This is a genomic window from Mesorhizobium sp. M7A.F.Ca.US.008.03.1.1 (genome assembly GCF_003997495.1).
Classification (GTDB): domain Bacteria; phylum Pseudomonadota; class Alphaproteobacteria; order Rhizobiales; family Rhizobiaceae; genus Mesorhizobium.
Window position 1 is genome coordinate 38739 of record NZ_RZRU01000035.1, and the last position, 13502, is coordinate 52240.

Here is a 13502-nt window from a genome sequence, read left to right on the forward strand (position 1 = left end):
TTATGGCTCCGAAGCAAGCGGGTATTGGCTGCACCATGATCGCGGATAACGGCACGCACCCCAGCCTGCGCGCCGCGCCTGCACCCTCGACAAGTCGGCTGTGGCGCATTAGGCAGTCGATAGGGTGGCCAACGAGAAGGGCACTCGGAAAGGCCGCACCCATGAGCAGAAAGACCTTGATTGCACCATCGGTGCTGGCGTCGGATTTCTCCAAACTCGGCGATGAGGTCGAAGCGGTGGCAGCGGCCGGCGCCGACTGGATCCATCTCGATGTGATGGACGGGCATTTCGTCCCCAACATCACCTTCGGTCCGCCGGTGATCAAGGCGATCCGCAACCGCACCAAGGCCTTCTTCGACTGCCATCTGATGATTGCCCCGGCCGACCCCTATCTGGCCGCTTTCGCCGAGGCCGGCTGCGACGGTTTGACCGTCCATGCCGAGGCCGGCCCGCATCTTGACCGCTCGCTGCAGACCATCAGGAACCTTGGCAAGAAGGCCGGTGTGTCGCTCAATCCGGCGACGCCGGAAAGCGTGGTCGAATATGTGCTCGACCGGCTCGACCTGATCCTGATCATGACCGTCAATCCGGGCTTCGGCGGCCAGGCCTTCATCCCGGCTGTTGTCGACAAGGTGAAGCGGGTCAAGGCCCTGATCGGCAGCCGGCCGATCCGCATCGAGATCGACGGCGGTGTTTCAGCCGAAACCGCGCCGCTGGTCACCGCTGCCGGCGCCGACGTGCTGGTGGCGGGCGCCGCCATCTTTAAAGGCGGCAGCGTCGAGGCTTATCGTCAGAACATCCAGGCGATCAGGACGGCAGCCGACAACGCAGCCGGCTAAGGTTCTGGTGCCGGGCGGGGCTTGTGAAGATCTGATGCGCAACGGCATCGGATCTGAACTGTGCCTGATTCGGTCTCAAGGTCCGCCGGTCTATGCCCAAAGCAGACAGTTGATCTGGCGCGCATACAAAAGAACAGAAAGACAGATTCTCCTGCGTGCATACAAAACATGTTAAGTTTCCACAGGTTGTGAAAATGCGCGGAATTACAGCATTCAGTTCCGGAATGCCGCATATTCCTTTGTGCTAAAGTACAATAACGTGATCTTCTGCTTGAGCGGGCGAATGCTCGCGCTGTATGGTACAAGTACGAGAAGGCGAATGCTTTCGGACTCGAATCGCCCAGGACAAGTCCTGAGGACAAGGGGTCGCTGTGACATACGGAGCTGCCAATCTGAACGACGACGCTGCCGGACCCAAGAGCACGCTTGCCACTACGGTCTATCAGCAATTGCGGGACGATCTTCTCGGCGGTGTCCTTGAAGCCGAGAGCAAGCTGCGGGTCGAATGGGTGGTCTCCAAATATGGGGCCGGTGCCTCACCTGTCCGCGAGGCTCTCAATCGCCTCGCCTCGGAAGGGCTTCTCGGCCGGCACGACCAGCGTGGCTTCTTCATCATGCCGGTCAGTGCGTCGGAACTCGAGGAGCTGACGCGCACCCGCTGCTGGCTCGAGGAGCGGGCGCTTCGCGAATCCATCGCCCACCGCACCGCCGAATGGGAAGAACAGCTCGTGCTGGCGCTGCATCGCCTGGGACGCGCGTCACGTTTTTTGCCGCAGAACCTGGTCTCGCTCAATCCGGATTGGGAGAGGCTGCATCGCATTTTTCACAGGGTGCTGATTTCGGCCTGCCGGTCGCAATGGCTGGTGGGTTTTTGCGACCAGCTCTCCGATCACGCCTATCGCTACCGGCAAATGGCCAATGATGGCGAAGGCGTCCAGCGCGACGATTTCGGCGAGCATCGCCCGATCGCCGAATGTGCCCTGGACGGCAATGCCGACGGTGCCGTCGAGGCACTGCTCAACCACTACCAGTTGACTGCCGCCATGTGCATGAAGCGCTTCGAGCAGGACGACGAAACGAAGGAACTCGCCGGCAAACGCGCTCGGCGATAGCAGTCGTTTCCTGGCGGGTCTCTTGCGCTCGTTTCTTGCTCGCAATCTGCGTCGGCGCGGCTGGCGTGAACCGCTGTCGGCGGGCTTGACGGCGCGGCCAAGAACCGCGAACTCTCGCCGCCGAGGCATGCCGCGACAGGCGCATGCTCAGCGCCGTAGCACCCCAGGGAAGTCTTCATGAGCAATCATCTGTTCGATGCGTTCCGGTCCCGGATGCCGGCGCCAGCGCGCTTGCTGATGGAAACCGATGATGGCCGCTCGCTCACCTATGGCGATATGCTGGCGCGCTCGGCACAGCTCGCGCATGCGCTCTTGCAACTGGATGTCGAACCCGGCGACCGGGTCGCCGTTCAGGTCGAGAAGTGCCCCGAAGCGGTCCTGCTCTATCTCGCCTGCCTGCGTGCCGGCGCCGTCTTCCTGCCGCTCAACACCGCCTACACACTGGCCGAGCTGGAGTATTTCTTCGGCGATGCCGAGCCACGGCTGGTCGTGTGCGATCCGGCAAGGGCGGCCGACATCGGCGCATTGGCGGAAAAAACGGGCGCCGTCACCGTCACGCTCGGGCGCGATGGCGAGGGATCGCTGACCGATCAGGCCTCGCGGCTGCCGGCGGATTTTCATGACGTGGCGCGCGGGCCGGATGACCTCGCGGCGATCCTCTACACGTCAGGAACCACCGGCCGCTCGAAGGGCGCCATGCTGAGCCACGAGAACCTTGCCTCCAACGCGCGGGTGCTGGTCGAGCACTGGCGCTTCACCGCAGACGACGTGCTGATCCACGCATTGCCGATCTTCCACACGCATGGCCTGTTCGTCGCCACCAACGTCGTCCTGATGGCTGGCGCCTCGATGCTGTTCGAGCAGAAGTTCGATCCGGCCCGCATCGTTTCGCTGCTGCCGCGCGCCACGGCCATGATGGGCGTGCCGACCTTCTACGTGCGCCTGCTGCAGCAGGACGGGCTGGACCGCGAGGCGGCGAAAAACATCCGTGTGTTCATTTCCGGTTCGGCGCCGCTGCTGGCCGAGACTCACAGGGCTTGGCGCGAGCGCACCGGCCACGCGATCCTCGAACGCTACGGCATGACCGAGACCAACATGAACACCTCGAACCCCTATGAGGGTGAGCGGCGCGCCGGTACGGTCGGTTTCCCCTTGCCCGGCGTCACGCTTCGCATCGCCGATCCCGACAGCGGTGCAGCGCTTGCCCAAGGCGAGGTCGGCATGATCGAGGTCAAAGGCCCCAACGTCTTCGGCGGCTATTGGCGCATGCCGGAGAAGACCAAGGCGGAATTCCGCGCCGACGGCTTCTTCATCACCGGCGATCTCGGTATGATCGACGCCGACGGCTACGTCCACATCGTCGGCCGCGGCAAGGACCTGATCATATCGGGCGGCTACAATATCTATCCGAAGGAACTCGAAAGCGAGATCGACGCGCTCGACGGGGTTAGCGAAAGCGCCGTCATCGGCGTTGCCCATCCGGATTTCGGCGAAGGCGTCACCGCTGTCGTCGTGCGTGCGCCGTCATCGCGGATCACCGGTGCAGAAATTCTCGGTGCCATCGCCGGACGGGTGGCGAAATACAAGCACCCGAAGCGGGTGATCTTCGTCGATGAACTGCCGCGCAACACCATGGGCAAGGTACAGAAGAACCTGCTGCGCGACACCTACAAGGACATATACGCATCATAGTTGCGCGGTGCCTGGCGCAGGGGCGCCTTACTCCTTGCGCGGCTTTTCGACCCGACTGCCGGAACCCCACAAGGCGCGCTTCAGCAGGTTGCGCCTGCGCGGGACGAGGTTGATGTCGCTGACAAGCTTGGCGCCGCCCTCGCGCCGTTCCAGGGTGATCTTGCGGCTGTGGAAGGCTTCCAGCTCGGCCCGGTGCGCCACGCTGATGATGGTGACATCAGGCAATTCGCGGATCACCGTCGCCATCATGGTGTCCTGGCTCTTCTCGTCGAGCGCCGAGGTTGCTTCATCCAGCACGACGATATCGGGGCGGTGCAGCAGCAGGCGCGCGAAGGCGAGACGCTGCTTTTCGCCGCCTGACAGCGTCTGGTCCCATGGCGCTTCTTCCTTGATCCTTTCGGCAAGATAGGCAAGGCCGACCTTGTCCAGGGCGGCCTTGATCTGTTTGATCGTCCACTTGTCCGCGGCCGCTGGATAGGCGACCGCGCGGCGAAGCGTGCCCGAGGGGATGTAGGGGCGTTGCGGCAGCATGAACAGTCGCCTGTCGGCGTGGAAATTGACGCTGCCGCCGCCCCATGGCCACAGGCCAGCAACGGCCCGCACCAGCGTCGACTTGCCCGAGCCGGATTCGCCAGCCACCAGCACACGCTCACCCGGTTCGATCGCAACCTCGGTTTCCTTGACCACAGAGGTGCCGTCGTCGAGCGTGACGGAGAGATCGTCGAGGCTGAGCATCGCACCGTCTTCGGTTTCGCCATGCTGGATGCGTCCGAGCGCGTCGCTCTGCTCCGCACGCTCGAGCCCGTCGAGCGACATCATCAGCGATGCGATGCGCCGCGCCGAGGCGTTCCAGTCGGCAAGACGCGGGTAGTTGTCGACCAGCCATCCGAACGCGCCCTGCACGATGGCGAAGGCGGAGGCAGCCTGCATCACCTGTCCGAGCGACATCGAGCCTTCGAGGAATTTCGGCGCGCAAAGCAGGACCGGCACGACCGGCGCAAACAGGCTCGATCCCTGCGACACCAGCGCCGTGCGCATGTGCTGGCCCGTCAGCAGCGCCCATTGCCTGAGCACATGGCCGAAATTCCTGTCAATGCCGCTGCGCTCCTCCTCCTCGCCGCCGAGCAGTGCGATGCTCTCGCCGTTTTCGCGCACCCGCGTCAGCGTATAGCGGAATTCGGCTTCCGCCTGGTTCTTCTGCTCGGAGAGCCGGACGAAATGGCGGCCGATGACCACCATCGACGTGGAGGTGATGGCGGCATAGATGACCGCGGTGATGACGAGGAAGCCAGGAATGGTCAGGTTTTCGCCGCCGATCGGCAAAGTGAGCGCGCCGCCGATCGTCCACAGCACCACGATGAAGGTCGAGGCCGACAGGAACGCGTTGAGGACGCCGGAGATGAAATCGACGGGTGACTCGGTGGCGATCCGCAAATCCTCCGTGAGACGGGCTTCGGGATTCGAGTGGTCTCCGGCGACGAGGTTCAACTGATAGTAGCGGCCATTGGCGAGCCAGCGTGCGATGACGGCGGTGGTCAGCCAGGAACGCCAGCGGCGCTGGATTGTCATGCGCAGATAGACCTGCGCGACCACAAGGCCCGCATTTCCAGCCACGAGCGGCAGGAATATGGCGCTGAGCCCATAGACGGTGTGGACGTTGCGTTGCTCGATGGCGTCGAAGAACGCGCGGTTCCAGACGTTGATTCCGTACTGAAAGCCGACATTGACGCAGATCAGGATCAACAGCCCGATCGTGAGCGGCCAGGCAAGCCCATCGCCGCGCCGGGCCCAATAGCCGCGCCCACTGATCCAGAAACGCCGTAGAAGGTATTTCCTGCGCGCCTGCTCGGCCTCTTCGGGCGTCAGTTGCGGATCGGGCTCGACAGCCTCCGGCGGCGGCCCCGGCTGGCCGTCGACCTCCGGGGCAGCTTCGGCAGTCGGCAGCTTTTTTTCGCGCAAATCCTCGTGGCGCGGCCTCTGGTCACGCGGCGCTTGCTGTCGCGGCTTCAAGGCACCGCGCGGTTTGATGCCGTCGGCCTGTTTCAATTTGGGTTTCGCCTCGGACATACGCTCCGACAACGACCTCAAAATCAAAAGGTTTCATGACGTCAGCCGACTTGAACCTGAAATCAACGCGTGGTGTCGGAGCCGGCCGCAAAAACCTTTTCGCCGCCGATCCAGACGCCCTTCGTGTCGAGATCGTCCGACAGCGCGACAATATCCGCAGCCGTGCCGTTGGCGAATCGACCAAGCCGGTGCGACTGGCCGATTGCTTGCGCCGGATAGAGAGAGGCCATGCGCAAGGCCTCGGAAAGCTCGACCCCGACGACGCGGTGCATGAAACGAACGGCCGAGATCATATCGAGATCGGCGCCCGCCAGCGTTCCGTCGGCAAGCCTCAGGCTGCCATCCCTTCGATAGATGGTGCGGCCGTTGAGCGTGAACGACATCATGTCGGTGCCGATTGTCGCCATGGCGTCGGTGACCAGCACGATCCGGGCCGGTCCCTGCTTGGCGCGCAGTGCGATCTTGATGGTGGCCGGATCGACATGGATGCCGTCGGCGATGAGACCGGCCGACAAGGTCCCGATGTCGATGGCCGCGCCGACCAGTCCGGGCTCGCGGTTGCCGATCTGGCTCATCGCATTGAACAGATGGGTGACCATCGAGGCGCCGGCCGCGGCAAAGGCGCTGGCGGTGGCATAGCCGGTATCGGAATGGCCAAGGCTGACGATGATGCCGGCCTTGGCGAGTGCCGCGACACGCGCCGGCTCGACGGATTCAGGGGCAATGGTGGTGAGCAGCACCGGCAGTTTTTGCCGCGCGGCGATCAGCATCGCCTGATCGGCATCCGTCATCGGCCGGATCAGCGCCGGATCATGTGCGCCCTTGCGGGCGACCGACAGATGCGGGCCTTCGAGATGCAGCCCGAGAAACCCAGGCACCCTTTGGCGCGCCGCTGCCTCGCCGGCGGCGACAGCGGCGGCCGTGATTGCGGGCGTGTCGGTGATCAGCGTCGGCAGCAGCGCCGTCGTGCCGAAGGGCGCGTGCGCGCGGCAGATGGTCTCGATGGAAGCGACATCGGGATGGTCGTTGAGCATGACGCCGCCGCCGCCATTGACCTGCACATCTACAAAGCCCGGCGTCAGCGTGCCGCCACCGGTGTCGACGACGCGGATCTCCGAGGGGATGGCCCCGGTGGGCAAAATGGCCTCGACGAGACCGTCGCGCAGGACAAGTGCGTGGCCTTCATGCCAGTCGTCGCCGTCGAAAATCCGGGCGCCAGTCAGGGCAAAGCGATCGCTCATACTGTCTCCGTCACCTTGCGAAGATTGCGCGGCGCGTCCGGGTCGAGACCGCGATGGCGGGCAAAGGCCTCGACGAACATGTAGAAGGAGACGATCAGCGTCAGCGGATCGGTCAGCGGATGGCCGGTGGCGACATGCGGCAGGCGCACGGCGCGTTTGGCAAGTGCAGAGGTGACGAACACCGGCGCGCCCTTGGCCGCCAGGCTGTCGGCGGCCTCGGCAATGGACGGTTCGGAGGCGTCGCGCGCGGCCAGCGCCAGCACCGGAAAATCGGGGCCGATCAGCGCCAGCGGGCCGTGCATGACCTCGGCGGCGCTGTAGGCCTCGGCATGCATGCCGCAGGTCTCCTTGAATTTCAGCGCCGCTTCATTGGCCATCGCCGCCGACGGTCCGCGGCCGAGGATGAACAGCGACTTCTGCTTCTCGATCGTCTCAGAGAGCACGCTCATCCAGTCGCAGGCGATCGCCTTGCCGAAATGCTCCGGCAGGCGGGCAAGCGCCGCCAGCAACGCATCGTCGCCCGTGGCATGCGCCATCAGAGCGAGGCCGGCGACGGCCGAATTGATGAAGGTCTTGGTGGCCGCGACGCTGCGCTCGGGCCCGGCCAGGATATCGATCGCATAGTCCGAAGCACGCGCCAGCGGCGAATCGGCGGTGTTGGTGATGGCGACGGTCAGCGCACCCCCCTCCCGCGCGGTTTCGGCCATGGCGACGATATCGGGGCTCTTGCCCGACTGCGAGATCGCCAGGCAGGCCGAGCCGGCGAGCCTGAGCTTGCGGCCATAGATCGAGGCGATCGACGGTCCAACCGATGCCACGGCCAGGCCCGCCGTCAGCTCGACGGCATATTTCATGAAGGTGGCGGCATGGTCGGACGAGCCGCGCGCCACGGTGACGACGAACTGCGGGTCGCGTTCGCGGATGCCGCGCCCGGCCTCGGTCAGCACCGCGCCAGAGCCGTCGAGCAGGCGGGCGACCGCTTGCGGGACCTCCTCGATCTCGCGCCGCATGTGGGTCATTTCTGTCGTGCTCATGGTCGGCCCTCTTCGCTCGGCCCTGTCAGCCGCAGTTCGGCGACGAAATCATAGGCGTCGCCGCGGTAGATGGAGCGGGTGAATTCGATCACCTTGCCGCTCGCCAGATAGGAGATGCGTTCGATGTGCAGGCCGGCGATGCCTGGCGGCACTTCGAGCAGACGCGCGTCGCTGTCGCCGAGATTGGCGGCGGAAATGCGCTGCACGGCGCGCACCGGCCGGTTGCCGGTCAATTCCAACGCCGCATAGAGCGAGGAGCCTATATCGGCCGGGTCGGGCAAGACGCTGGCCGACAGCGAGGCGCGCTCGATCGCCAGCGGCGTGTCGTTGGCAATGCGCAGGCGCGCCACCCGCGCCACCAGTTCGCTCGACGACAGGCCGAGCACCATCATTTCGTCGGGCGAAGGTGCGTAAAGCCCGCGGTCGAGCCATGCCGAACGCACAGCCATGCCGCGCCGCGCCATGTCCTCGGTGAACGAGGTCAGCCGTGACAGCGACTGTTCGACACGCTCCATGCGTGGCGCCACGAAGGTCCCGGAGCCGTGGCGCTGCACCAGAATGCCGCCCTTGACCAGGTCCTGCACCGCCTTGCGCACGGTAACCCGCGAAATGTCGGCCTTGGTGGCGATGTCGCGCTCGGAGGGCAGCGCGTCGCCGGGCCCGATCAGGCCGCGATTGACCGCGTCTTCGATGCTTTTGCGAAGCTGCAGATAAAGCGGCGCGCCGCTTTGCGCCTGATGTTTCAGCGTGGCGAAGATCTGGTCGGCGGCCTCGCTCATCGAGCCGCCTCCGCGTGTCCGGCGAAAAGGCGGACCGCCATCTGCACCGCGCCGCCCAGCGCGTCGTCGAGCGGCGGCTTCAGCAGCGCCCGGTAGCGGGCAGACAGGCGCGGCGCGTAAAGCGGCGCCAGCCCACCGAGCAGGCACAGCGGCGCGTCGTCGGCGAGATCGAGCGCGCCGAGCGAAGCTTCGACGTCGGCGACCACCCTGTCGAGGATCCAGTTGGCGACGCTGTCGCCCTTCTCTGCGTGTTCAAACACCTTGGGCGCGAAGCCGCCGAAATCGCCTGGCTTGGCATTGGTGGTGAATTCGACCACGTCCTCCGGGTTGTTGCGGAAAACCCCCAGCATGCTCTGCGTCAGCGGCGAGCCCGCGCGGACGCCGTCATAGGCAAGCAGTGTCTGTTCGAGCAGGTCGCGACCGATACGGGCGCCGCTGCCCTGGTCGCCAACCTGGAAGCCCCAGCCGCCGATGGCCCGCGATTTGCCGTTCTTGCGCGCCATATAGGCCGTGCCGGTGCCGAGGATCGCCATGGCGCCGTCACCGGAGCCGACAGCGCCCTCCAGAGCGATCTCGGCGTCGGTCTCGACACGGCTGATGCTGAACGGCAGGATCGCCTCGAGCTGCTGACGGTAGGTGCCGACATTGGCGCCGGCAAGGCCGAGAATTGCGGGCGTTTGCGGGATCAGTTCCGCATCCTGCCCGGCGGCGAGAAACGCCTGCCGCGCGGCCTCGACGATGTTCGAGCGGGCGCCGGTAAGGTCGGTGCGGATGTTGGCGGCGCCGCTTTTGGCGCGGCCGATCACCGTGCCGTCCGCCGTTGCCAGGGCGGCCCTGCAGCTGGTGCCGCCACCATCGATTCCGAGCACGAAATTCACGCGATTTCTCCTCCGGGCGGATAATACCAATAAAATACCAATAGCCAAGGGTTAATTTCCGCTTCAAAAAGATTAAGCAGCATTTTATTGAAAAATCTGCGCATTTCGTCTGCCCAGCGATTTCCGGCCAGCGAATTCGTTAATGCGTGTGGACAAGTGGTATTTTTTTGGTATTGTTCTGGTATTGGAGGAACCGGGATGGCCGAAACGCGCACCGAAGCGCTTCACAAAAATGCCGAGGGGCTGGATATCCAGACCCCCGACGCCATCCTTTCCTATTTGGCCGATGCGCAGATCGAAGCTGCCAAGGTCGTGCGCCATGCCGTTCCATCCATCGCCAGGGCCGCCGAGATCATCGCCGGCAGGCTGAAGAGCGGCGGCAAGCTTGCCTACGCCGCGGCCGGCAGCTCAGGCCTGATGGCACTGGCCGATGCGCTGGAGCTGCCGGGCACCTTCGGCATTCACCGCGACCGCATCGCTATCCTGATCGCCGGCGGCGACGACGCTTTCCGCACGCTGGCCGGCGGGCCGGAAGACGATACCGAGGAGGCCGCGGCAGCGGTCGCCAAGGCCGGCCTCGGCAAGGGCGACTGCCTGATCGCCATTTCCGCCAGCGGCACGACGCCCTATGCGGTGCGGGCCATCGAGGAAGCGGCTCGCCGTGGCGCCGCCACCATCGGCATCGCCAACAACAGGGACTCTGCGCTGCTGCGCCAGGCACAAACCGCCATCCTGCTCGAAACGCCGCCGGAGCTGATCGCCGGCTCGACGCGCATGGGCGCCGGCACTGCCCAGAAGATCGCGCTCAACATGCTGTCGACGCTGACCGCCATCCATCTCGGCCATGTGCATGACGGCTACATGGTCAATCTCATGGCCGACAATATCAAGCTGCGCGACCGCGCGGCGCGCATCGTCGCCGCCGTCAGCGGGCGCGGCACGGACGAAGCGGCCCGCCTGCTCGAGAAGAGCGGCGGCGCGGTCAAGACCGCCATTCTGCTTGCCGCCGGCGCCGGCAGCGCCGATGCGGCCGAGAAACTGCTGGAAGGGACCGGCCAGAAACTGCGGCCGGCACTTTCCGCGATCGAGGGGAGCAAGGGCTCCAACGCCCCCGTTCTCATCAAAACCGAACCTGAAAAAGGTCAACAGGGAGACTGAGCATGACAACGAAACTACTGACGGCACTGCTTCTGGGCACCAGCATTCTCGGCTCGGCCGGGGTTGCCTATGCCGACGACGTAACGCTCAACATCGAAAGCTGGCGCGGCGACGACCTTGCCATCTGGAAGGACAAGCTGATCCCGGCTTTCGAAGCCAAGAACCCGGGCATCAAGGTGGTGTTCGCGCCGTCGGCTCCGACCGAATATGACGCAGCACTCGGCGCCAAGCTCGCCGCCGGCTCGGCGGGCGACCTGATCACCTGCCGTCCGTTCGACAAGTCGCTTGAGCTGTTCAAGAAGGGCAACCTGGCCGACCTGTCGGCGCTGCCCGGCATGGAGAACTTCTCAGCCGTGGCCAAATCCGCCTGGCAGACCGACGACGGCAAGGCGAGCTTCTGCGTGCCGATGGCCTCGGTCATCCACGGCTTCATCTACAACAAGGACGCCTTCGACAAGCTCGGCATCAAGGTGCCGGAGACCCGCGACGAGTTCTTCGCCGCGCTCGACAAGATCAAGGCCGACGGCACCTACATCCCGATGGCGATGGGCACCAAGGATCTCTGGGAAGCCGCGACCATGGGCTACCAGAACATCGGCCCCAACTACTGGAAGGGCGAGGACGGCCGCGCGGCGCTGATCAAGGGCGATCAGAAGCTGACCGACAAGGACTGGGTCGCGCCGTATGAGGAACTGGCCAAGTGGAAGCCTTATCTCGGCGATGGCTTCGAGGCGCAGACCTATCCGGATAGCCAGAACCTGTTCACGCTCGGCCGCGCCGCCATCTACCCGGCCGGCTCGTGGGAAATCGGCCTGTTCAACACCCAGGCGCAGTTCAAGATGGGCGCCTTCCCGCCCCCGGTCGAGAAGGCCGGCGACACCTGCTACATCTCCGACCATACCGATATCGGCATGGGCCTGAATGCGGCTTCGAAGAACGTCGATGCAGCCAAGACCTTCCTGTCCTGGGTCGCCTCGCCGGACTTCGCCACCATCTACGCCAACGCGCTGCCGGGCTTCTTCAGCCTGAACTCCTCGCCGGTGAAGATGGAAGATCCGCTGGCGCAGGAATTCGTCTCCTGGCGCGGCAAGTGCAAGTCGACGATCCGCTCGACCTACCAGATACTGTCGCGCGGCACGCCGAACCTCGAGAACGAGACCTGGGTTGAATCGGCCAACGTCATCAACGGCACCGATACGCCGGAAGCCGCGGCCAAGAAGCTGCAGACCGGTCTCGACAGCTGGTATCATCCAGCCAAGTAAGAGCTCAGGCAACGGAGCCGGCCGGGCGCATGCCTGGCCGGTTCCGGACCACCCTGATCATCCAGAGTGCGTCCATTCAGATAGCGATTGTCGGCACCGCCTCTCGGCCTTACCCTCCCTTTGTGGGGAAAGGCTAGCTGATCAGTCGCAGGCCTTTGTTCTTGCCGCATCGGGCGAGAATGTTCGGGCTGTGCATCGAGGCATCATCTAGATCACACCCTTTGGAACCGAGAGACGGCGGGGACCGAACTCATGGCCGCAGATATCAGACCGAAAAGACCGTTCCGCTGGCACATCGGCATCTTCCTGGCGCCGGCGGTGCTCGTCTACACGGCGATCATGATCCTGCCGCTCGCCGGCACGCTGCAGCTGTCGCTGTTCCGCAACATCGAGCAGCACCAGGTCTTCGTCGGGCTGGAAAACTTCCGCATGCTGTTCGGCGACCCCAACTGGTCGGTGGGCTTCTGGAACGCGCTCAGGAACAACACCTGGTTCTTCATCATCCACATGCTGGTGCAGAACCCGATCGGCGTCATGCTGGCCGCCCTGCTGTCCAGTCCCAAACTCAGATTCGCGGCCTTCTACCGGACGGCGATCTTCGTGCCGACCATCCTGTCCTTCGTTATCGTCGGCTTCGCCTGGAAGCTGATCCTTTCGCCTCTGTGGGGCGTGGCGCCGCATCTGATGGATCTCGTCGGCCTGAAAAGCCTGTTCACGCCGTGGCTCGGCAAGGAGCAATATGCGCTGACCGCGCTCAGCCTGATCTCGGTGTGGCAGTTCGTCGGCATCCCGATGATGCTGATCTACGCCGCCCTGCTGTCGATTCCCGAAGAGGTGATCGAGGCCGCCGAATGCGATGGGATTACCGGCCTGTCGCAGTTCTGGAAGATCAAGCTGCCGCTGATCCTGCCGTCAATCGGCATCATCTCGATCCTCACCTTCGTCGGCAATTTCAACGCCTTCGACCTGATCTACACCGCGCAAGGCGCGCTCGCCGGGCCGAACTATTCGACCGACATTCTCGGCACCTTCCTCTACCGCGCCTTCTTCGGTTTCCAGTTGCAGGTCGGCGACCCCAACATGGGCGCGGCGATCGCCACGATGATGTTCCTGATCATCCTTGGCGGCGTCTGCGTCTATCTCTTCCTCGTGCAGACGCGCCTGCGTCGCTATCAGTTCTGAGGGTTGGAGATGTCGAGCTTGAACACCCCCCTCTGCCCTGCCGGGCATCTCCCCCTCAAGGGCAGGGCTATCGCATATGAGTAAAGAGGTCATGGAAGAAGTCTTTGCTCCAGTTTGCCCTTCGCATTTTGCTTGCGATTGGTTTGTCGAGCGGATGGGCAGCCAAGATGTTTTGCGCAAGCCTTCGGATGATAGCCAGGTTTTGTGGGGCGTTGTCCTTTCGGGTGCGGGCGTCATCTTCATGGAAGACGACATCAA

The 13502-nt window shown here is 64.2% G+C and carries 11 protein-coding genes and 1 pseudogene; 6 read left to right on the forward strand and 6 right to left on the reverse strand.

All coding sequences use genetic code 11. From position 1 onward, the window contains the following. Nucleotides 1–161 precede the first annotated feature (161 nt). From rpe to EOA16_RS30590, 3 genes are all read left to right on the forward strand, one after another. Nucleotides 162–839 (forward strand): ribulose-phosphate 3-epimerase, encoded by a 678-nt coding sequence (rpe, locus tag EOA16_RS30580; RefSeq protein WP_127261464.1) that lies wholly within the window; start codon nt 162–164, stop codon nt 837–839. 371 nt (nt 840–1210) lie between these two features. After that, the gene (locus tag EOA16_RS30585) at nt 1211–1951 is read left to right on the forward strand and encodes a GntR family transcriptional regulator (RefSeq protein WP_127261465.1); all 741 of its coding nucleotides are present in this window, start codon (nt 1211–1213) and stop codon (nt 1949–1951) included. Nucleotides 1952–2128: 177 nt separating this feature from the next. Further along, on the forward strand, nt 2129–3643 hold the full coding sequence (locus EOA16_RS30590; RefSeq protein WP_127261466.1) for a malonyl-CoA synthase: 1515 nt from the start codon (nt 2129–2131) through the stop codon (nt 3641–3643). A 27-nt stretch (nt 3644–3670) separates the two neighbouring features. On the opposite strand, the gene EOA16_RS30595 is transcribed toward EOA16_RS30590, so the two are convergent. The 5 genes from EOA16_RS30595 to EOA16_RS30615 form a co-directional block, all read right to left on the reverse strand. Further along, on the reverse strand, nt 3671–5710 hold the full coding sequence (locus tag EOA16_RS30595) for an ABC transporter ATP-binding protein/permease (RefSeq protein WP_127261467.1): 2040 nt from the start codon (nt 5708–5710) through the stop codon (nt 3671–3673). 62 nt (nt 5711–5772) lie between these two features. Next, nucleotides 5773–6951, reverse strand: coding sequence for an N-acetylglucosamine-6-phosphate deacetylase (gene nagA, locus EOA16_RS30600; protein ID WP_127261468.1), 1179 nt, complete (start codon nt 6949–6951; stop codon nt 5773–5775). Beyond that, nucleotides 6948–7985: an SIS domain-containing protein gene (locus EOA16_RS30605; RefSeq protein WP_127261469.1), complete on the reverse strand. Its 1038-nt coding sequence runs from the start codon at nt 7983–7985 to the stop codon at nt 6948–6950. The genes nagA and EOA16_RS30605 overlap by 4 nt, the downstream gene beginning before the upstream one ends. After that, complete coding sequence (locus tag EOA16_RS30610) at nt 7982–8764, reverse strand: GntR family transcriptional regulator (protein WP_027040192.1); 783 nt, start codon at nt 8762–8764, stop codon at nt 7982–7984. Before EOA16_RS30610 ends, EOA16_RS30605 begins: the two co-directional genes overlap by 4 nt. Beyond that, nucleotides 8761–9642 (reverse strand): N-acetylglucosamine kinase, encoded by an 882-nt coding sequence (locus tag EOA16_RS30615; protein WP_127261470.1) that lies wholly within the window; start codon nt 9640–9642, stop codon nt 8761–8763. Before EOA16_RS30615 ends, EOA16_RS30610 begins: the two co-directional genes overlap by 4 nt. A gap of 198 nt (nt 9643–9840) precedes the next feature. Here EOA16_RS30615 and EOA16_RS30620 point away from each other — a divergent pair, with 198 nt between their 5' ends. The 3 genes from EOA16_RS30620 (at nt 9841) to EOA16_RS30630 (ending at nt 13244) form a co-directional block, all read left to right on the forward strand. Further along, a complete protein-coding gene (locus EOA16_RS30620) occupies nt 9841–10800 on the forward strand; it encodes an N-acetylmuramic acid 6-phosphate etherase (RefSeq protein WP_127261471.1) in 960 nt (319 codons plus the stop codon). A gap of 2 nt (nt 10801–10802) precedes the next feature. Then, nucleotides 10803–12062 carry an ABC transporter substrate-binding protein gene (locus EOA16_RS30625; protein ID WP_127261472.1) on the forward strand — a complete coding sequence of 420 codons (1260 nt, stop codon included), beginning with the start codon at nt 10803–10805 and terminating at the stop codon, nt 12060–12062. Between the two features lie 252 nt (nt 12063–12314). Then, the gene (locus tag EOA16_RS30630) at nt 12315–13244 is read left to right on the forward strand and encodes a sugar ABC transporter permease (protein ID WP_127261473.1); all 930 of its coding nucleotides are present in this window, start codon (nt 12315–12317) and stop codon (nt 13242–13244) included. Nucleotides 13245–13311: 67 nt separating this feature from the next. On the opposite strand, the pseudogene EOA16_RS33420 reads toward EOA16_RS30630, so the two are convergent. Continuing rightward, nucleotides 13312–13502, reverse strand: a pseudogene (locus tag EOA16_RS33420) (ISAs1 family transposase); the annotation flags it as partial.

Coding starts and splice junctions, on each gene's coding strand:
- rpe (WP_127261464.1), top strand. CDS start 162: ATGAGCAGAAAGACCTTGATTGCACCATCGGTGCTGGCGTCGGATTTC.
- EOA16_RS30595 (WP_127261467.1), bottom strand. CDS start 5,710: ATGTCCGAGGCGAAACCCAAATTGAAACAGGCCGACGGCATCAAACCG.
- EOA16_RS30605 (WP_127261469.1), bottom strand. CDS start 7,985: ATGAGCACGACAGAAATGACCCACATGCGGCGCGAGATCGAGGAGGTC.
- EOA16_RS30590 (WP_127261466.1), top strand. CDS start 2,129: ATGAGCAATCATCTGTTCGATGCGTTCCGGTCCCGGATGCCGGCGCCA.
- nagA (WP_127261468.1), bottom strand. CDS start 6,951: ATGAGCGATCGCTTTGCCCTGACTGGCGCCCGGATTTTCGACGGCGAC.
- EOA16_RS30625 (WP_127261472.1), top strand. CDS start 10,803: ATGACAACGAAACTACTGACGGCACTGCTTCTGGGCACCAGCATTCTC.
- EOA16_RS30620 (WP_127261471.1), top strand. CDS start 9,841: ATGGCCGAAACGCGCACCGAAGCGCTTCACAAAAATGCCGAGGGGCTG.
- EOA16_RS30610 (WP_027040192.1), bottom strand. CDS start 8,764: ATGAGCGAGGCCGCCGACCAGATCTTCGCCACGCTGAAACATCAGGCG.
- EOA16_RS30630 (WP_127261473.1), top strand. CDS start 12,315: ATGGCCGCAGATATCAGACCGAAAAGACCGTTCCGCTGGCACATCGGC.